Origin of the sequence: Sphingobacterium sp. BIGb0165, from assembly GCF_024810095.1 — a bacterium.
In the GTDB taxonomy this organism is placed as follows: domain Bacteria; phylum Bacteroidota; class Bacteroidia; order Sphingobacteriales; family Sphingobacteriaceae; genus Sphingobacterium; species Sphingobacterium detergens.
This window is the reverse complement of sequence record NZ_JANUEB010000002.1, coordinates 183,750-203,845: the sequence shown is the minus strand read 5'-3', so window position 1 is coordinate 203,845 and position 20,096 is coordinate 183,750. Positions and strand designations below refer to the sequence as shown.

General features: G+C 40.3%; 14 protein-coding genes. 5 read left to right on the top strand and 9 right to left on the bottom strand.

Annotation, left to right across the window (positions count from 1 at the left end; all coding sequences use genetic code 11):
• Nucleotides 1-343: 343 nt before the first annotated feature.
• Nucleotides 344-886, bottom strand: a complete 543-nt coding sequence (locus M2408_RS04660) for a TetR/AcrR family transcriptional regulator (RefSeq protein ID WP_223581494.1) — start codon at nt 884-886, stop codon at nt 344-346.
• 176 nt (nt 887-1,062) lie between these two features.
• Between M2408_RS04660 and M2408_RS04655 the strand changes: the two genes are divergently transcribed.
• On the top strand, nt 1,063-3,804 hold the full coding sequence (locus M2408_RS04655; protein WP_259179690.1) for a TonB-dependent receptor: 2,742 nt from the start codon (nt 1,063-1,065) through the stop codon (nt 3,802-3,804).
• Between the two features lie 25 nt (nt 3,805-3,829).
• Here the strand turns inward: M2408_RS04655 and M2408_RS04650 are convergent, their stop codons facing one another.
• Complete coding sequence (locus tag M2408_RS04650) at nt 3,830-4,504, bottom strand: response regulator transcription factor (protein WP_259179689.1); 675 nt, start codon at nt 4,502-4,504, stop codon at nt 3,830-3,832.
• A gap of 67 nt (nt 4,505-4,571) precedes the next feature.
• On the bottom strand, nt 4,572-6,005 hold the full coding sequence (locus M2408_RS04645; protein ID WP_259179688.1) for a cell wall metabolism sensor histidine kinase WalK: 1,434 nt from the start codon (nt 6,003-6,005) through the stop codon (nt 4,572-4,574).
• Nucleotides 6,006-6,124: 119 nt separating this feature from the next.
• Here M2408_RS04645 and M2408_RS04640 point away from each other — a divergent pair, with 119 nt between their 5' ends.
• Together M2408_RS04640 and M2408_RS04635 are read left to right on the top strand one after the other, a co-directional pair.
• Nucleotides 6,125-7,534 (top strand): DUF4270 domain-containing protein, encoded by a 1,410-nt coding sequence (locus M2408_RS04640; RefSeq protein WP_259179687.1) that lies wholly within the window; start codon nt 6,125-6,127, stop codon nt 7,532-7,534.
• A 3-nt stretch (nt 7,535-7,537) separates the two neighbouring features.
• Nucleotides 7,538-8,575, top strand: coding sequence for a kelch repeat-containing protein (locus tag M2408_RS04635; protein WP_120260379.1), 1,038 nt, complete (start codon nt 7,538-7,540; stop codon nt 8,573-8,575).
• A gap of 591 nt (nt 8,576-9,166) precedes the next feature.
• On the opposite strand, the gene M2408_RS04630 is transcribed toward M2408_RS04635, so the two are convergent.
• From M2408_RS04630 to dnaG, 3 genes are all read right to left on the bottom strand, one after another.
• On the bottom strand, nt 9,167-10,195 hold the full coding sequence (locus tag M2408_RS04630) for a glutaminyl-peptide cyclotransferase (RefSeq protein ID WP_259179685.1): 1,029 nt from the start codon (nt 10,193-10,195) through the stop codon (nt 9,167-9,169).
• Between the two features lie 182 nt (nt 10,196-10,377).
• Nucleotides 10,378-10,734, bottom strand: a complete 357-nt coding sequence (locus M2408_RS04625; protein ID WP_259179683.1) for a YraN family protein — start codon at nt 10,732-10,734, stop codon at nt 10,378-10,380.
• Nucleotides 10,735-10,744: 10 nt separating this feature from the next.
• A complete protein-coding gene (gene dnaG, locus M2408_RS04620) occupies nt 10,745-12,748 on the bottom strand; it encodes a DNA primase (RefSeq protein ID WP_259179682.1) in 2,004 nt (667 codons plus the stop codon).
• A gap of 308 nt (nt 12,749-13,056) precedes the next feature.
• Here dnaG and M2408_RS04615 point away from each other — a divergent pair, with 308 nt between their 5' ends.
• Nucleotides 13,057-14,442, top strand: a complete 1,386-nt coding sequence (locus M2408_RS04615; RefSeq protein WP_259179679.1) for a nucleotide sugar dehydrogenase — start codon at nt 13,057-13,059, stop codon at nt 14,440-14,442.
• Nucleotides 14,443-14,581: 139 nt separating this feature from the next.
• On the opposite strand, the gene M2408_RS04610 is transcribed toward M2408_RS04615, so the two are convergent.
• Both M2408_RS04610 and M2408_RS04605 read right to left on the bottom strand, forming a co-directional pair.
• Nucleotides 14,582-14,902, bottom strand: coding sequence for a hypothetical protein (locus tag M2408_RS04610; protein WP_120260384.1), 321 nt, complete (start codon nt 14,900-14,902; stop codon nt 14,582-14,584).
• Between the two features lie 129 nt (nt 14,903-15,031).
• Nucleotides 15,032-17,143, bottom strand: a complete 2,112-nt coding sequence (locus tag M2408_RS04605; RefSeq protein ID WP_259179676.1) for a M3 family metallopeptidase — start codon at nt 17,141-17,143, stop codon at nt 15,032-15,034.
• A 169-nt stretch (nt 17,144-17,312) separates the two neighbouring features.
• Between M2408_RS04605 and M2408_RS04600 the strand changes: the two genes are divergently transcribed.
• Entirely contained in the window at nt 17,313-18,389 is a 1,077-nt protein-coding gene (locus M2408_RS04600; protein ID WP_259179674.1) for a DUF4407 domain-containing protein, read from the top strand.
• 254 nt (nt 18,390-18,643) lie between these two features.
• Here M2408_RS04600 and rmuC read toward each other — a convergent pair whose 3' ends face one another.
• Nucleotides 18,644-19,966 carry a DNA recombination protein RmuC gene (rmuC, locus tag M2408_RS04595; protein WP_259179673.1) on the bottom strand — a complete coding sequence of 441 codons (1,323 nt, stop codon included), beginning with the start codon at nt 19,964-19,966 and terminating at the stop codon, nt 18,644-18,646.
• Nucleotides 19,967-20,096: the final 130 nt, after the last annotated feature.

Here is a 20,096-nt window from a genome sequence, read left to right as displayed (position 1 = left end):
AACAAGACGCATTTTAAGCGCAATAAAGGGAAATATAATGATACAATACCTGAGAATTACTGCCGGATATACCTGTTGTCTATTATTGATTTTGTCGAAAAGCGGTTTCGGGACAAATCTGGTTATGGATTTGATTAAGTAATGAACGCCAGTTATAGCTAAGTTTCTATAATAAGCTTGAACAACCAGAATCTAAATACTAATTACTATATACGAGATACTAAAAGACAAGATGAGGTATCAGCTGTCAGCTTAAGCAAATAAGAAATATCCAAGAGTAAAAACAAGCTAAGTATCTGCAATAAGCTTGAACAGCCAAAATCTAAATACTCAATACTAACGACTAAATCAAATTATACTTTTTCTCCAGAAACAACGTCAATTCCATGACATGCTCCAATTCACCTATAGCCTCCTTTTTCCAAAATGAATCAATGATCAAGAGGAGAAACTGCGTTTCCAATTCAGGATTTTCATAACCCAGTTCTTCAAAAGCCCGATGGATAATCGGTTGTACCGGTTTCATAAACTGCTCATGTTGTTGTTTGGAAAAGGGATGATGGGACAGGCGTTCCTGCAATTTCCAGAATATGGGTTCAGCACTGACCAGTTTATTAGGAAGGTTGATCATGGTACGTAAGAAGTCTTTGGGTTCGCGATAAGTCATCATCCCACGGTGATGGGTCAGTACCTTGCGATATCCGGATTTGATCAAATAGACCAAGAGTGCATCTTTATTCCCAAAATGTTTGAATATCAAAGCCTCAGAAACGCCAGCGTTCTGCGCTATTGTTTTGGTAGACGTATTGGTATAGCCCTGGTCTGAAAAAAGCAGCAATGCTTCTTTCATAATACGCTCTTTTCTACTCAAAACACTTTCTTTCATATACTATGCCGTTCAGTTGATTTCTAATTCTACTGCAAATATATCTAATCTTTCCGTTCAGTTAGGATTATTGTAACTAAAATGATAGTAATTCGTATCAAATAGTCGCATAAATTTGACAAATAAAAAAATATAACCAACAACAGCGCCTAAAACCACGCAGACATCATCAACCAATGAAAATCAAGACCTGGACAATCGTTATTCTCTCGCTTAGTTTAATGCTGTTAAACATGAATGCTTTTGCCCAGCAATATATCTCAGGGAAGCTCACGGACAGCAACGGTTCAAAACCAATTTCGGGAGCCAGTGTCACGATCATTGCCTTAAAAGACTCCAGTAAACTGCAAACACCAACGGATATCCTGGGCAAGTTTACCAGTGTCGCACTTCCCAATGGGGATTATCTGATTTCGGTACAGCCAATGGGCTATACGGCAGATATCCGGAAGATCAAATTAGTAGGTAAAACTGTGGAGGTCAACTTTAAGCTCAATAGCTCGGAGATCGTGCTGGACGAAATCAGCATCTCACCGATGAGTGTACAGGTGCGGGGCGATACGTTAGAATTTGATGCCAAAAAATATGTTACACCAGATTTTGCAGATGCCGACGAACTGGTCAAACAGATACCGGGTGTAGAAATTGACGAAGATGGTAATGTAAAGGCGCAGGGGGAAGCCGTAAGTAAAATTATCATTGATGGTCGCGAGTTTTTCAGCACCGATCCAAAAGTGGCCCTTAAAAACTTACCCGCGGATGTCATTGCCAAAGTTCAGCTTATTGATGACAAAACCGAACAAGCGAAATTCAGTGGGTTTGATGATGGCAAACGCATGAAAGTGATCAATATTGTCACCAAACCGGATAAAAGGAAATCTTATTTTGGCAAAATCAGTGGTGGAGCTGGTCCGGATGAGAAGTATGCGATCAATACACAGGTCACCAAAATGAACCCAAAGCGCCAATATTCCATAGATATCAATACCAATAACGTCAATCAGCCCAATGGTTTTGCCCCACGAGGCAACACGCGGGGGCGTACAGGACAGGGCGTCACAACACGTTTCAATGCTGGATTCAACTATCTCGACCGTTTTTTTGCGGACCGGATGGATTTCAACGCCAATTATACCTACAACTATACCGACAATAATACCATCAGCCAAAACAAAACGGAATATACTGCAGGCAATAGAGCCAACCAGATCAACAATCAACAGCAATCTGGCAGCACCTACACAAACAATCACGCCTTCTCCCTGCGAGCGAACTGGAAAATAGATTCTATTCAAAAGCTGGACATACAACCCAATTTTTCCTACCAGAACAACAATAGACATAGCAGCTCGCTGGGTAGTACCTTATTAAACCTGAGCGAAATGCTCAACCAATCCAACAGGAACAACAGCAGTTTTGGCGAAAATTTCAACTGGGGTGGCGATCTGACTTATATGCGTAGGCTAAACAAACCGGGACGAACTATTAGTGTCAATTTTAATGGTTCTTTCAGCACAAACAAGGGGAATGCTGCAAACTATGCCCTGAATACCTATTATAGAAATGGGGAGTTTAGTCGAATTGACACTACAAACAATCGTAATTACTCAAATGGCGACAACAATGGCTTTCGCTCAAAAATTGCCTATACCGAGATGCTGGATAAATATTCCCGTCTGCAGGGTAATTACACCTTCCGAAATACGGCCCGTTATTCTGACCGTAAAACGTATGAATTCCTAGCGGAAACAGAACAATTGGGAGAATTGAAAAACCGTCTTTCGAATGAATTTCGTAATGACTTTGTTTACCACAGTGCTGGGGTATCCTATTTATTCAATAAAAAAGATAGTATACGATTTCAAATCGGATTGGACTACCAAACAGCCAATCAGTTAAATGACAAACTATTTCCAAACAAATTAAAAACAAAGAGTCATTTCAACAGTCTGCTGCCAAACTTAAATTTCCAGTATAATTTCAACAAGGAAACACGTATTGAATTGCGCTATAATGCCAAAACGAATACACCTGCTATTGAACAGTTACAAGATTTTATAGATAATCAGAACCCACTACGTATTACCTCGGGCAACCCAAACCTAAAACAGGAATATGACCACAACCTGGTTATGCAGTTTAGGTGTATCAATAAGGCTTCTGGCCGAAGCTTTACATCAGACTTTACAGCGGATTTTATTCAGGATAAGATTTCAAATACCATCTTTACAACCGATTCGGCATTTACCATTGAGAACGATGTCATACTGGGACCGGGAGGACAATATATCAAACCCGAAAATTTTGATGGTGTCTACAACCTAAAGTGGCACAATAGCCTTGGTTATCGTATAGACCCCTTAAAACTCAATGTCAACCTAAATAATAATCTATATTTCAATCAAAACTACACCTTGTTGAACCTGGAAAAAGTAGATGCAAAAACATATGGTATGAGTCAACGTGTCGGCGTGAACACAGCGTTCAGTAAGGAACTGATCATCGGATTGGATTATAATGGGAATTTATCCTATTCAAAAAATTCGGCAACTGAAAAATCCAATTATTCTGTTTATAAACATACCATCAGCAATTCCATTGCTTTGACATTATTGCAAAGCTGGACCTTAAATTCGACGTTCAATTATTTATATAACGGAAGTATTCTCAACGCACCCAGCACGACAAGTTTACTGTGGAATGTTTCCGTCGGCAAGAAGCTGTTCAAAAGGAGAAATGCAGAGATCAATCTAACGGTTTTTGATATTTTTAATGACAATAAAAACGTCAATCAACAGGTCAACGACCTTTGGGTACGTGTATCCCAATCCAATGCAATTACCCGATATGCTATCTTGAGTTTTACCTATCATATACGGGGTATGGGCGGGAAGGCTAATCGAATGCGAAAAGAATAAAAAATCTCCACGTGGAACACTGTCATCAATCCACTGTAAGCATATAGCCGACCCCTCGTATATTGGTAATTTTGATCCTTGGGTCCTGGCTTAAATACTTCCGTATACGGCTAATAAATACATCTAGGCTTCGTCCTGTAAAGTACTTATCGTGGCTCCAATAAGCACGCATGATCTCTTCTCTGGCGATCACCTTATCTTTCTGTTCGTAGAGCTTACGGAGGAGTTCACTTTCACGAAAAGACAACTTGAGCATTTCCTCCTGATAAATCAGCTGGTGCTTTAAACTGTCCAGTGTATAATCACCGATCATCAGCTTCTGTCCAAACAGCATTTTGGGGCTATTCTTTAACAGGGACTCGATCCGTACGACCAATTCTTCGATTTTAAACGGTTTTTTGACATAGTCATCTCCCCCGAGACGAAATCCCCGGACCACATCTTCTGTCTGCACTTTGGCTGTTAAGAAGATAATGGGAAGCAGGGTGTCCATCTCACGGATTTTTGCCGCCAAAGTGAACCCATCCATGACAGGCATCATCACATCCACGACCATTATATCCGGTTTCGCTATGCTAAAAGAATCCAAGGCCTCCTGCCCATTGTTGCAGTGTACGACATGAAAACCATTGGCTTCCAGACTATCTGCAACAATCATCGCCAGACTCGGCTCGTCCTCTACGTATAAAATATTAATCATAATCCCTATTGTTCAATAATAATGCTTTTTCTATACTAACGTTATGTTGAAGATAGCTTTCTTTAGGTTAATATGGTAACCTGATCATAAAAGTACTCCCTTTTTCCAGCTCACTCGCCACACTGATCTTGCCCTCATGGCGTTTGACAACCTGCTTGACATAAGCAAGCCCCAGTCCAAAACCTTTCACATCATGTAAGTTGCCCGAAGGTACTCTAAAAAACATATCGAAGATCTGCTGATGGTATTCAGCTGCAATACCTTTGCCATTATCCGTAATATGGATCTGAACATGCTCCTTAGCCCCTTTTATTTCAATTTTAATCTTAACATGCGGTCCAGCATATTTAATGGCATTCTCCAATAGATTATTGATAACATTTTTCAGATGGGACTCATCTCCTTTGATCAGGATTGATCCAGGATCAGCAAAGAGCTCCACCTCGACTGTTTTTGTTTTATTAAGCTGAGCCACTTCAATCGCACTTGCCACCATTGCGACAATATCAAAATCCGACCGTTGCAATACTATTCCCCGAGAGGCGTCAATATCCATCTGCAAGACCTTTTCAATCATGCCTGAGAGGTGTTCAAGTTCCTTTTTTGAAATATCGAGGTAACGGTCCATCTTTACCTTATCTTCCCGCACCCCGTATAATTGTATGGCTTCAATCGCTGCCATTACGGTGGATACGGGAGTTTTCAGTTCATGGGTCATATTGTCAACAAAGTTCTTTCGGAGCTCCGCCATCTTATTCTGGTTAAAAATGGTTTTCATCAGGTAAAAGAAGGTTCCTAACAAAAGACCAATCAACAGCAGCGAAATCAGTAATTGCCAGCTCAAGCTGTACAGCAGGTATTTCCAATCCTCCTGAAATTTGACAACGAGGAATTCATTCTTTAGGGGATTGACCATCATCGGTCTGGTCCAGGCCAGGTTCTTTTCCCGATATTCGCGGCGCACGTCCTTCACCTGTTCACGTGGAATCGTTACGATACTCAGCTCATAGGGTACCGAAATGCTTTTATTGCTCAGTGATTCTTTGAATTTATTGTCGATCTGGTCTAGATTCGTTTTGTTCATTTCAAAATCACGGAACAAAAAGGGCGGAATAATGGCATTCTGATGATCACGATCTTTGGAATACATTTTACCTTTTCGATCAGGATCGCCACGAAAAGCATGTTCTTTGCGTGGCTGGCGGGCGCGTACCCTTTGCAGAGCCTGATCAAGTTCTGTCTCTGGTAACGCGGGTAGAAGTTCTTTTTTCACATCGTTGAGCAGCTGATCTCTTTCGGTCTCAGGCCCATCCAATCGTTGATCACCATTTTCCGCCTGGTATACTTCCTGCACCGCATTAAAGAGCGAGCGTTCAGCTGTGGACAGAAAAAGATCCCGCCGATTGGTATAACTTCCGTAAAGCCAGATCCCCAGCACAACGGTGATTCCTGTGCCTATTAAAACGATCAAGCTGATCAGCAATTTAAATCTTCTACCCATAATGAAAACAAATTTAAATTACTAGATTTGCAATCGCTGTGGTAATTAACCATATTTAACAAAATATAACACTGATTAACAGTAAGCATTGATTACTTTTGCACTATTCAAAAATTAATATGATCAAAAACTTTAAGAGACGTAGTATACAATTTTTACTTCCACTTTTTACGTTGGCAGCTTTTGTCGGTTGTAATAAAGACATTTCACTTTCTTTGGATAACTCAAGAGATGAAACGATTGGCGTAGTACCAATTGATACTGTTTCCGTGAAAGTTTCCACTTACCAATTGGATCCTCTTCCAACTTCAAATACGGGGACGATTCTGGTAGGAAAAAATAGCAATGCTGTCACTGGTACTGTCAAATCAACTTCTTATATGCGTTTGGGAATTGGTACAATAAACAGTACCGCCATTCCAGATGATGCGGTATTGGATTCTGTGTCTTTGGTTCTAAGTCCGAACAAATACTATTCTGGTGATACAACCAAAGTTCAGAAAATCGCTGTTCATCGTGTTACGGAAGATATCACCCTTACACCAATTGATCCGACACAGCCAACGACTTCAAGACCACTTTATGTGACTGCAGCCAGTATATTCAGCAATAAAAAATTTGCTTATGAAAACACACCATTAGCAGAGCTTTCCTTTAACCCACGTGTCAAAGCAACAGATTCATTGTTCTTTAAATTCAATAGTACCATTAGCAATGAACTTTTCAGATTGATCAAAGATGGTGATAACAGGATTCAAAATAACACTAGTTTTCAAGAATATTTCAAAGGGTTAGCGCTTGTTCCAGATAATAACAATACAGCGATTATCGGCTTTAAAGACACTGTTTTCCTACAGGTGCATTATTCTTTTGAAAACAATGAGGGAAACAAGACAAGAGGCAAGCAGTTTTTTGCTATTGACAACAAAGCATACCAATATAACCAAATTGAGACAGATCGTTCCGCGACAAAGTTTTCTTCTATGACGCTATCAAATCCGCAGATTGATGTTGAAAAAACTGATGGAAATACATTCTTGGAAGGTTCAAGTGGTGTTGTAGCGAAAATTGAGTTTCCTACGTTATTATCATTGGTCAATGATCCAACAATTTCAATAAATAAGGTGGAACTTGTCATTGAAGCAGAAAATAATCCACTGGAAGGCTATGAGCAACCTAGTAATTTGGTCCTTATGGTCGCAAATAGTGAAGGGACGCCTGTTAGTGCCTTAGCATCATTAGAGACTGCAAACGCAATGCAAGTGGCCCGATTGATTAAAATTGGAGACGCAAATGGTAAATACACCTTTAATTTGATTGATTATTTAAATAAAATTAAAACAACAGCATATAAAAACACTTCATTATATCTATCTTTACCCCCATTGCCAGTACCAGTTGGAACTGTAGGTGGGACTTCAGTAGCAATACCTCCACAGCTATCAAGTACAGCGAATCGGTTGATATTGGCAAAAGATGGTAATGATCCAAGAATTAAATTAAACATCCTTTATACTAAATTTCAATAATTTATGAACAAGAAAAATTGGCTACTCGTATTGTCAGCTTTTGTAGTTACAGTTACATCATTCTCTTCTTGTAAAAAAAGCGACGACAACACTGAAGATAAATCTACTGAGTGGTTTCAAAAAGCAGCTTACAAAGGTCCACAAACTTCCTCTGCAGCAAGTTTTGTAATAAAGAACATCGCTTATGTAACTACAGGTCAATCAAACAATGCAGGTAGCAAGCCTGTTAACCTAAAAAATACCTATGCTTATGATCCAGCATCTAACACGTGGAGCGAAAAAGATCCATTAGCTGATAATAACGCAGAAAGTAGTGGTCGTCGTGGCGCAATTGCTTTTGCTATCGGAGATTTTGGCTATGTAGGTGGCGGTAATGATGGCGCAAACTTCTTGAAAGATTTCTATAAATTTGACCCTTCAGCAGACAAAGGAAAACAATGGACTAAAGTTGCTGATTTACCTATCGTATTAGCAAATGCTGTTGCATTTACTATCGGAGGAAAAGCCTATGTGGGTACAGGAGAGACAACGATTGCAAATGGTACTTCCTTTACCAATCAGTTTTTCAAATACGACCCAGATTTAAATAAATGGGAAGCAATTCCTGATGCTCCATTTACAGCTAAGAGAAAAGGTGCTTTTGTATTTGTATCGGGTAATGCTGCATATGTTGGCGGCGGAGTTTCCAATGGTGGTTACCCAGCAGATTTTTACAAATTTGATGGTAGCAAATGGACACAATTAGCAGATCTAAACAGAAACGATGGCACATATAGTTATGATATGACTCGTTCTAATGCTGCTGCTTTCGTTATCGGCAATAGTGGTTTCTTAGCTGGTGGATTAAAAGGGACTGCAACAAGTTCAGTTGTGAAATATAATATCAGCGGCGACTATTGGACAAGTGACAATACAGCCCTTGGTGGTGGTGCAAGACAAGATGCTGTTGCTTACACAATCGGATCAACTGGTTATGTTGCTACAGGTCTAAATGGTACAACTCGTTTTGATGATAACTGGAGCTTTGTTCCTGTTTATTAATAACAAAATATAAATCAATAGAAAAGGGATGGAACATATGTTTCATCCCTTTTTTTATAGTGTCTGTTTTTTTCTGGAAGTGTCTGTTTTCTATTGGTCAGCAAGAACCTTCAGTTGATTTTCATGGCTATGGATGCTTATAAGAGCATGAAGGTTTTATTGATTCTCGTTTTTTCATCAAGGTATCAATAAGCTCACAGCCCTAGGTTTATTGACGAGAAAGAAAAGTCAGTTGGTTTTCATAGCTGTTGGTACTTGAGAAAGTATGAAAGTTTTAGGACAAGATCTGTCGTTATTGGTTTCTGTCTGATCGCTTTCGTTATAGAGGCCAAGATGTAAGGTAGTCCCTTCGATATAGATTGGTGGCTACTTTTTAATGTTTGATGAATCCATGCGTCAACGTCCTGCGATGAATTGATACGAGTTTGTGTTTCTTAGGAGGTCTGTCAATGCATTCGTTTTGCGTGGACCAAATCGACTCACATTACAATCAATACCCTTCACATGATATTGACACTATTAGACTCCTAGTAAAAAGAAAAGCGATATCCCTGGATATCGCTTTTCTTTACATGTATTTTGCTTAACACGTTATTTTTCTATTGCTTTGATTTCATACAGTGTGTTCCACAACTTGCCAGTTACGAACAAGCGTTTATTGGCTTGATCATAGGCGATTCCATTCAGCTCATTATCATAAGCTGAAGTATGCTCATAGATTCCGACCAGATTAATCTTGCCCTCTACAGCACCTGTCTCTGGGTTGATAATTGCGAGAACATCCTTCTGATAGACATTTGCGTAGACTTTTCCATCAATATACTCCAATTCATTCAGTTGATCTACGGGACCATTCTCGTCATATACACCAATTGAGTTCAACTCTTTACCAGTAATGGCATCCAAGAAGAACAATTTATTAGAACCATCCGATTTGATCAAATGCTTGCCATCGTAGGTAATCCCCCAGCCCTCTTTACTATTTTCGTATTTAAATGAGCTCTCTTTTGTAAATGAATTTTTATCAAAGACGTATCCCTCACCCTGCTGCCAGGTTAGCATAAACAATTTATTACCGACTAATGTCATCCCTTCGGCGAAAGTTTTCTCATCGAATTTGATTTCTTTCAGGACCTTTCCAGTTGTCAGATCTACTTTTCTAAGATTAGACTCACCATATCGTCCATTTGATTCATACAATACACCATCGGCAAACTGAAGTCCTTGGGTAAATGCTGTGGTATCATGGGGGTATTTGTTGACAACCTGGAATCCATAGTTCTTTGCGCTTGCAGGAACCACATAGAACGTGCTGGATACGGAATCTGACTTACCACCGCTATAGACTGTTGCAGAAATATTGCGTGTACCATAGGCCATATTTTTGGTCTCTACAGTGATCGCTACAGTATCTGTAGAGGAGCCCACATGTTTGTCGTCCACAAAGTAAGCGACAGAATCCATGGTAATTGCGTCAAATTTCAATTTTAATTGCACTTGACTGCCCTTTAAAACGGCTTGGTTTGCACCAGGTGATGCAAATTCCAAAGCAGATTTTTTCGATTTACAGGAAGCAAAAGCAAGTGTTGCAATCGCAATAAAATACGTGATTTTTTTCATCTATATAATCTATTTTTAAAACTGATGAAACGATCGCATTTTTATAAAACAGTATGTTTGAATAAACCATGATCGTTTCATTTTTATAATATAAAAGTCTGATTCAAAACCAGAAATTTAGTAAACTAATGGCTTACACGCCCAAGATCTCTTATTTCAAATCGAATAGCGCAATACTATTCTCAACTATCCCAAAATGCATCTTTAATATAAGTAAGTTTTGAATGCGTGTTATTCGTTACAGCTATCACATCGAATCTCACCTCACCACTATATGCATGTTTTAATATATAGGCTTGCGCTGCCCGAATCAGTCGCCGTTGCTTGCGCACATCCACAAATTCATAAGGCTCACCAAAAGCTGTCGTCGACCGTGTTTTCACCTCTACGAATACCAGGGTATCCCCATCCATGACGATCAAATCTACTTCTAAATTCTTAAATCGCCAATTTCTTAACATTATTTTATAGCCCATCTTGATCAGGTATTCCATGGCCAACTGTTCGCCCTGTATTCCTATTTCGAGATGTTTCGCCATATTATCCGGATTACTTTACAATCGTATTTCCCAAAAATCCCCCCAAAAGACGCTCCGCTTCTTTGAGTTTTTGATACTTAAAGATAAGCACTTCCAGATTAGCAACATCCTGTTCTTGCTTCATTTCCTCACGAATATGATGCATTTCCGCGCCGATCTTTTGCTTTTTTATCCGATAGATAGCCTCTACAACCAATTGTTTAAGATGCTCATACTCCTGAGTCACATAGATCTTGCGTTTATCGTCATTCCAGTTTTCACTGAGCGAATATTTCGTTGCCACGCAATTGATCGCCAGTTCGGAAACTGCGGAATCAGCATGGGAATAAAATAATTTTGCATCGGGGATTTCGTAATTTTCAGCAGCATCCCGATAAGCTTTCAGAATAAATGCAGCGCCCTTATCTTTAAATTCGATATCGCTGATATTACCTAGCAAGACGCCTGCAACCGGAATATCGCCATCCCCTTCCCAGGTCGCCAGGTAATCGCCGTAGTTGATCAGGATACGGACGATCTCACGTTCCTGCAGGATCTCAGCGGTCAGCTGTGCAGGCTGCTCCGTTGCTTCCATTGCTGGCACACCTCCACGCTCATCATCTGTCATAAAGAAATCGGGCGGTGGACCATCCATTCCAAAAGGTGGCATCCCCGTATTTGCAGCGGTATTTTGTGCCTTGCGAGAGGCATCCTTATCGGCCTTTTTTGCCTTATTCAGCCTTATCTTGTTGAGCTCAGCAAGTAAAATACGCTCCTCAATATCCAATAAACTGCTACATTCCCGAATAAAAACAGAGACTTTAATCTCATCTGGGATCAAAGCAATACTTTCAACAACATCACGTATTACCTCTGCCCTTTTGATGGGATCGTTGTTGGCATCGCGAAGTAAAATATTGGTCTTATAGAAGATAAAATCCTGCTGATGAGATTTCACATAATCCTTAAAGGCTGTGGCTCCATAGGTTTGCACATAGGAATCAGGGTCATTCCCATCCGGGAAGAGCAACACCTTTACATTTAACCCTTCTTCCAGCAACATATCGGTACCACGCAATGAGGCTTTTATACCAGCTTCATCCCCATCATAGAGTATGGTTACATTTTTGGTAAATCTGGAAATCAATTTAATCTGACCTGTGGTCAAGGAGGTTCCCGAAGAAGAAACCACATTTTCAACACCGGCCTGATGTACAGATAGAACATCCGCATAACCCTCGACGAGATAGCAGTTGTCCTCTTCCATAATTGCCTTTTTGGCAAAATTCAACCCATAGAGTACATCTGACTTATGATAGATCTCACTTTCAGGTGAGTTTACATATTTGGCGACCTTCTTATCCGTTTTTAGTGTACGTCCACCAAATCCGATAATACGTCCGGTTAGATTATGGATCGGGAACATGACACGCCCTCTAAAGCGATCGTAGAGCGATTTATCGTCACGCTCAATAGCCAGTCCACTTGCAGCCAGGTAATCCGGATGGAAGCCGGCCTCCTGGGCCTTATCCACCAATGCCGTCCACTCTTCGGGCGAATAACCCAGTTCGAATTTCTTGATGATATCCTCGCGGTATCCCCGCTCTTTGAAATAGTTGAGTCCGATGACTTGCCCCATTTCACTTTTCCAGAGCTGTTCTACGAAAAATTTCCCGGCCCAGGCACTCAAGACATAGAGACTTTCTCTTTTATCCTGCGCAGCGAGCTGTGCTGGAGACCGCTCAACTTCCTCAATCTCAATGGAATATTTATCAGCCAGGTAACGAATCGCTTCGGGATAGGAAAACTTTTCCAGTTCCATCACAAATTTGAGTGAATCCCCCCCAACACCACAGCCAAAACATTTGTAGATACCTTTTGAAACAGAAACGTGGAATGAAGGTGTTTTTTCGTGGTGAAATGGACAGTTTCCGATCAACGAGGTACCACGCTTCTTTAAATCAACGAAGTCACCCACCACTTCCTCTATCCGTGCCGTTTCCAGTACTTTGTCAATAACTTCTTGCTTTATCAAAATCGTGCTCCTATTTTTAATGTAAAATTAGTATAAATCTGATAGATTTTAGTCCCAATCCAATTATTTATACCAACCCTTTACTGTCTAATCAAACTGCTCAAAAAGAGATTTAACCCCAGCTAATCCACCCACTTTAGTTCTTATACCTTCAAAATGAGTCGGACAGAGGCTTCGATGGCCACCCTATACTACAATAACGTCCTGTTTTTACACTTTCGAAATGAAATATTGACTTTTATCGACAAAAAACCATTTCGAATTCTTTACATTTGTTGTTCAATTTATAGCTGATTAAGATAATCAAAATGAGTAAAACTATCAAGAAAATATGCTGTATAGGAGCTGGTTACGTGGGTGGGCCAACCATGTCGGTTGTTGCGAAACAATGTCCTCATATTGAGATCACCATTGTTGATATGAATGCCGAGCGTATTGCAGCCTGGAATGATGAAAACCTAGAAAACCTTCCTGTTTATGAACCAGGGCTGCAAGAAATCGTGGCTGAAGCGAGGGGGCGCAATTTGTTTTTCTCAACCGATATCAACAAGGCTATTGATGAGGCTGATATGATTTTTATTTCGGTCAATACCCCAACCAAAAATTACGGAAAAGGAAAGGGGATGGCTGCGGATTTAAAATATATCGAGCTATGTGCTCGTCAGATCGCTTCAGTCGCCAAAGATGACAAGATTGTTGTCGAAAAATCCACTCTTCCGGTACGTACAGCAGCGGCATTGAAAAGTATCCTTGATAATACCGGTAACGGTGTGAATTTTCATATTTTATCCAATCCCGAATTCCTCGCCGAAGGGACGGCAATACAGGATTTGATCAATCCGGACCGTGTACTTATCGGCGGTGAAAATGAAGAAGCAATTGAAGCATTAGTGAATATTTATGCGTATTGGGTAGATCAAAGCAAAATCTTGACGACAAATCTATGGTCTTCCGAGCTTTCTAAATTGACCGCCAACGCTTTTCTGGCGCAACGGGTCTCTTCGATCAACTCGATCTCTGCTCTTTGTGAGAAAACGGGAGCCAATGTCGATGAGGTATCCAAAGCTATTGGTATGGACACACGTATCGGCTCTAAATTTTTAAAAGCATCGGTTGGCTTCGGCGGATCATGTTTTCAGAAAGACATTCTCAACCTCGTCTATATCGCACGCAGTTATGGGCTTACGGAAGTCGCTGAATACTGGGATCAGGTTATTTTAATGAATGATTATCAAAAGCAGCGTTTTGCTGACAATATCATCCAGACATTGTACAATACGGTATCAGGAAAAAAGATTGCTTTTTTGGGCTGGGCGTTTAAAAAAGATACCAATGATACCCGTGAGTCCGCGGCGATCTACGTTGCCGATTATCTGTTAAATGAACAGGCCGAAATTACAGTATACGATCCGAAAGTATCTGCGGAACGTATTTACGCTGACTTGGATTATCTGAACACGCGTTCATCGGAAGAAAATAGGCTCTTGGTCAAAGTTGTCAATACGCCTTATGAGGCCTGTGACGACGCACACGCTGTTGCCATATTAACAGAATGGGATGAATTCAAAAGCTATGACTGGAAGAAGATCAAGGATCAGATGAAGAAACCTGCCTTTGTATTTGATGGCCGGAAACTATTGAATCGAAAACAGCTTGAAGATCTCGATTTTAAATATTATGCGATAGGCGAATAACCACATCACGAGATAAAGAAGAACCCTCAGTAGCTATCTGTGCGTTAATACGGATATCACTGAGGGTTTTGTTTGTGCCTGTTAGCAACGCATAAGGAAAGAGAGATGAAACACAAGCGAAGCAACAGGACTTTTTATCTTAATTGTTTAACATGCCATAAAATTCATTCATGTAATACGATTCTTGTAAGGCATCCCTAAAGTTTTGCCATTGCTCTTCATCAAACGAGAAAACAATATCAGGATAGGGCGTCTTCATAATCAAGCGAAATTCACCATCCGGGAATGAACTGAAGAAAAGTTCGTCGCCATTACTCTTAATGATGTTCAGAAAATCGAAAAACTTGTTCTGTGTAAATGTCAGTACAAAACTTTGCTGCCAGATATAATATGTTCTGCACTTATGGCAAACACTAATGTGGGTATCTCCGCGTTGACTTAGAATCTTGGTATCACACATACTATCTACATTTATTTAGACTCATTATAAATAATATCCAAATGTAAGCATTGTTTTTAGAATAACAAGTATTAAAACAAAAAAAGGAGATATATTTTTATATATCTCCTTTTTTTGTTTTGTAGCGGATTAATTCAATCCTCTTTTTTTCAACAAATATTTTGGATCTGGGTCTGCACCTCTAAAGGTACGGTACATTTTTGCCGGATCATCTGTACCTCCTTTTTCGAGGACATTCTTACGGAATGAATCCGCTGTTGCTTTATCATACAAAGATTTCTCTTTGAAGGCTGCAAAAGCGTCTGAATCCAATACTTCCGACCAGATATAAGCATAGTATCCAGCTGAATAACCTCCAGCAAAGATATGCTGAAAATAAGTGCTTCTATAACGCGGGATAATTGCGTCAATAATACCTATTTTCTTCATGGCTGCTTTTTCAAATCCATTGACATCTTTCGAAATTTCCTTGGTTGTCGCATGGTAATCCATATCCAACAATGCTGCTGAAAGGTATTCCACCGTTGCAAAGCCTTGATCAAAAGTACCTGCTTTTTCCATTTTTTGGATCAATGAATCCGGCATAGCCTCTTTGGTCTTAAAATGTTTTGCATAGGTTTTCAATACCTCGGGATCTGCGGCCCAATTTTCCATAATCTGTGATGGCAATTCGACAAAGTCACGTGGTACGGAAGTACCGGCCATTGATCTGTATCTGACATTGGAAAGTAGTCCATGTAAAGCATGTCCAAATTCATGAAATAGCGTAGTCGCCTCATCAAATGTCAGCAATGCAGGGTTTTTACCAACAGGTTTTGTGAAATTACATACAATAGAGATTACCGGAGCAACACGTTTACCATCTTTTGTAGATTGATCGCGGTAAGATGTCATCCAGGCACCACCACGTTTAGATTCACGTGGAAAGAAGTCTGCATACAAAAGTCCCAGATGTGAACCATCTTTGTCTTTCACTTCGTATACCTCGACTTCTTTATGATAAGTCGGCACATTGTTAAGGGCAACGAATGTCAAACCATATAGTTTGTTTGCTACAGCAAAAGCGCCTTCACGTACTGTTGGTAAGCTCAAATAAGGTTTGATCTCATCTTCGTCCAGTGCAAAGCGTTTTTTGCGGATAATCTCTGTATAATATCTCCAATCGTAAGGTGCAACCGCAAAAGTACCACCCTCCGCTTTAATTTCGTTTGCGATATCGGCTTCTTCACCTTTTGCTTTCGCCAAAGCCGGTGTCCATAACTTATTCAATAAAGCATACACATTTTCAGGTGTCTTAGCCATAGATTCCTCCAAGACATAGGCCGCATGCGATTTATAGCCCAATAGCTTCGCTTTTTGAAGACGAAGGTTGACGATTTTCTGAATGATTTCCTTGTTATCATTTGTGTTATCGTGGTTACCGCGCATTTGATATGCTTCCCAGATCTGTTTTCTCAGTTCCCGATTTTTGGCATATTGCAGGAAAGGCATGATCGAAGGATTCTGTAAGGTAAATACCCATTTATCCTTTTTACCTTTGGCAACAGCTTCCTCGGCAGCCGCAGTTTTTAACGATTCAGGCAGGCCTTCCAATTGACTCGCCGAATCAACCACCAGTTGGTAGGCATTGGTTTCCGCCAATAGGTTCTGTCCGAACTGTGTTGTCAATGTCGAAAGTTCGGCATTGATCTTTTTCATTTTCTCTTTATCCGCATCTTTTAGATTTGCACCAGAACGCACGAAGCTCTTATAAGTTTCCTCTAGGAGCTTGTTGTCTTGGGCGTCCAGGCCAAGTGTATTACGGCTATTCCAAACTTCCTTGATTTTATCAAATAATTTGGAATTCATCGAAATTTCATCCGAATGGCTAGACAATATTGGGGCTAGATCTTTTGCGATCGCCTGAATGCTATCGTTAGTATTTGCACTATTGAGGTTATGAAATACAGTAGATACATTGTTTAGCAAGCTTCCAGCATTTTCAAGGGCTACTATCGTATTTTGGAAAGTCGCTTTATCGGAGTTATTGACTATGGAGTCAATTTCCAAATTATGTACTTTTATTGCCTCTTCAAAGGCAGGCCTGAAATGTTCGGTTTTGATCTTGTCAAATGGTGGAACATTAAAGGGTGTTTCATAGGCTAACAAAAGAGGATTATCTGTCATCATTTTTTTTTCCTCACAACCAACAATCGCAGTTGCCACTATCATTAAAAATGGCAAAAGTTGTCTTTTCTTCATATCGTCTGATTATTCCTGATTTTTTTCCAAAGATAATAAAATTAGGCAAATACGGGAGTCCCGGTTCTTTGCATCGCAAGCGGCTGAAAAAACGTCATCCTATTGTAAAACAAAAACTTATTCGTAACCTTGTTAAAAATAATCTGTCAATTTGGGTAAAAATATTTAAATGAGCGCTATTAACCGTTTCTTTTGGAGATGTGCAGGTGCACATCAAGAAACTCTTGAAAAGTATCCGGAGGAGCATAGTAAGTACACAGCCATAGGTGCTACTATTTTTTTTACCGGATTGTTTGCCAGCCTTTCTGGCGGCTATGCCATGTATTTTGTGTTTAGTGGGGGAACACTAGACTGGTTCCTGGCGATCGTATTCGGGATCATTTGGGGCTTGGCGATTTTCAACATGGACCGCTATATCGTACTGAGTATCAATAAATCAAAAAGTGGCTGGATGCAACTCTTGCAGGCACTACCCCGTATTCTCTTGGCTATTTTAATTGGTTTAGTTATTTCTCGGCCTTTGGAACTGAAAATTTTTGACAAAGAGATCCGTGAGAATTTACGTGTACGTTTCCTCGCTGACCAACGCGCAAAAATTGATACCCTGAACAGTACTTTCAATAAAAAATACAGCAACGAGGTCAATCAACTAAAAGCGATAAGCATAGAGCGTGATTCATTGGAATCAGGCATCAAGACCGATCGCACCAAATTGAATTATGAAATCTACGGGAATAAAACCACGGAGACATCGGGTGTGATGGGTTATGGTCCTTATGCTAAAATGAAGGAAGAAGAACTCAAAAAGAAAGAAGCTTATCTGGATACCCTACGTAATAAGATAGCGGCACAACAAAATGCTATCCGTCAAAAGCAAAAATTTGAAGGAATACTGGATCAAAAGGTTTTGTCAAATGCCTCGCTGGACAGTGCTGTCAACGTCGTGGGTTTTGCGGATCGCAATTCAGCGCTAGGTAATCTACGCTATGATGCCAATGGAAAGGTCAATGAATCCAATGCGAATGCGGTATTCTTTATCGCGCTACTCTTTGTGTTTTTAGAATGTCTTCCTGTCATTGTCAAACTGTTGGCTGGACGTGATCCTTATGACAATGAAATCCAAAATCTAAGAACCCTACATGATTACGAATCAGACACGAATCTCGTTGTCGAGAAAGAAGCTGTTGACCGTCTAAAGGATACTTACGTCGATGTTTCGATCAATAAACGCATGAAAGAGCTGTAGGGAGATATTAGTATTGAGTAGTTAGTAGTGAGACTTTGGTGGGTACATGCCTTCGGCTTATGTCATATAGGTTGGTTTGCTTTATCTGTTAGTATTGAGATATGAGTATTTAGACTTTAGTGAGTTCAAGCCTTAGGCTTACGACCTTAGATTGAGGATTGAAGAGCTTATCTGCAAGAAGCCTAACGCTTTTATGACCAACTCTTCAATCTTTGTTGTTATGCATGGAGAACCTGTCGGACAGGAGGACTTCATTATTCGTCCTCATCCAGAAATTTAGCGTCGATCTGTTTATTTGCTTTTGCTCCCAATCGTTTCAGCTTCTCCACTTTCCCGATGACATTTCCGGCCCCCGTGGACAGCTTTTTAGTCGCATCCTCATGGCTCTTCAGCGCGCGTTCCAACTGATTTTGAGCCTGCTCCATATCCGTTAGGAAGCTCACAAATTTATCGTACAAACTTCCTGCCTCTTTGGCGATTTCTATCACATTGCGTGTCTGACGCTCTTGCTTCCATATACTGGCGATGGTACGCAATGTCGCTAGCAGCGTCGAAGGGCTAACGATAACGACCTTGCGATCCCAAGCATCACTGAATAAATCTGGTTTTTCTGAGACAGACATACTCAATGCAGATTCAATCGGCATAAACAACAAGACAAATTCGGGCGATTCTATCCCATACAACTCATGATAGTTTTTGGCGGAGAGTTCCTTCACGTGATTTTCAACAGACTGTACATGTTGTTTCGCGAAAATCGCTCGGTCTTCATCAGTATCCGCATTTACCCAACGCTCGTAAGCGATCAAGGAGACTTTAGAATCCACAATAAGATGTTTATCTTCGGGAAGGTCAATAATCGCATCGGGCTGCATTCTCCGGCCTTCAGCATCCATTAAGGAAACCTGCAACCTAAACTCACGATCTTTCATCAGTCCCGAACGTTCCAAGACTCTTTCCAAAATCACTTCACCCCAATTACCCTGCTTTTTCGTATCTCCTTTTAATGCTTTGGTAAGGCTATTGGCTTCATCTTTAATCTTGAGACTTTGTTCGACCAACTGCAACACGACACCTTTCAGGGAATTTCGTTCGGCCGCTTCCTGATTATAATTTTTATCTACCTTCTCTTCAAACAGCTTGATTTTCTCCTTGAGCGGATCTAGGATCAGTCCGAGTGAGCGGTGGTTTGTTTCGGTAAATTTCTGCGTTTTCTCTTCCAATATTTTATTGGCGATAACCTGAAATTCATTGTTAAACTGTCTTTTTATTTCGGCAATTTCATTTTTTTGCTCCTGAAATTTATCCATTTGGGCCTCATAGAATGAACGTGTGCTTTCCAGCGAACGCTCAGCAACCAATACACTCTCCCGCTCCTTGTCCAATTCATCTCTTAGCATTAAACGTTCTTCCAGCAAACTTTGTTCTCGTTGTTGCGAACGTGCCAGTTCTATTTTCAATGCTTCCACTTCGTTATTCTGCCCCGCATCCACAGTAGGAGCGCCATTTCTTTTCAACACCAATATGATCAAAATGACCAACAACAAGACAATTCCTGCAAAGAAAAATATTTCCATGATTTATATTTTACGAGAATAGCAGCTTCTTACCTGTCGTGACAGAACATCTGCTATCAAATTTGATTAATGTTAAGTTTGCGTGCCAACAGCAGTATGCAACAATCTTTTTGACCGGTTATACTACTGA

Coding starts and splice junctions, on each gene's coding strand:
- M2408_RS04660 (WP_223581494.1), bottom strand. CDS start 886: ATGAAAGAAAGTGTTTTGAGTAGAAAAGAGCGTATTATGAAAGAAGCA.
- M2408_RS04655 (WP_259179690.1), top strand. CDS start 1,063: ATGAAAATCAAGACCTGGACAATCGTTATTCTCTCGCTTAGTTTAATG.
- M2408_RS04650 (WP_259179689.1), bottom strand. CDS start 4,504: ATGATTAATATTTTATACGTAGAGGACGAGCCGAGTCTGGCGATGATT.
- M2408_RS04645 (WP_259179688.1), bottom strand. CDS start 6,005: ATGGGTAGAAGATTTAAATTGCTGATCAGCTTGATCGTTTTAATAGGC.
- M2408_RS04640 (WP_259179687.1), top strand. CDS start 6,125: ATGATCAAAAACTTTAAGAGACGTAGTATACAATTTTTACTTCCACTT.
- M2408_RS04635 (WP_120260379.1), top strand. CDS start 7,538: ATGAACAAGAAAAATTGGCTACTCGTATTGTCAGCTTTTGTAGTTACA.
- M2408_RS04630 (WP_259179685.1), bottom strand. CDS start 10,195: ATGAAAAAAATCACGTATTTTATTGCGATTGCAACACTTGCTTTTGCT.
- M2408_RS04625 (WP_259179683.1), bottom strand. CDS start 10,734: ATGGCGAAACATCTCGAAATAGGAATACAGGGCGAACAGTTGGCCATG.
- M2408_RS04615 (WP_259179679.1), top strand. CDS start 13,057: ATGAGTAAAACTATCAAGAAAATATGCTGTATAGGAGCTGGTTACGTG.
- M2408_RS04610 (WP_120260384.1), bottom strand. CDS start 14,902: ATGTGTGATACCAAGATTCTAAGTCAACGCGGAGATACCCACATTAGT.
- M2408_RS04605 (WP_259179676.1), bottom strand. CDS start 17,143: ATGAAGAAAAGACAACTTTTGCCATTTTTAATGATAGTGGCAACTGCG.
- M2408_RS04600 (WP_259179674.1), top strand. CDS start 17,313: ATGAGCGCTATTAACCGTTTCTTTTGGAGATGTGCAGGTGCACATCAA.
- rmuC (WP_259179673.1), bottom strand. CDS start 19,966: ATGGAAATATTTTTCTTTGCAGGAATTGTCTTGTTGTTGGTCATTTTG.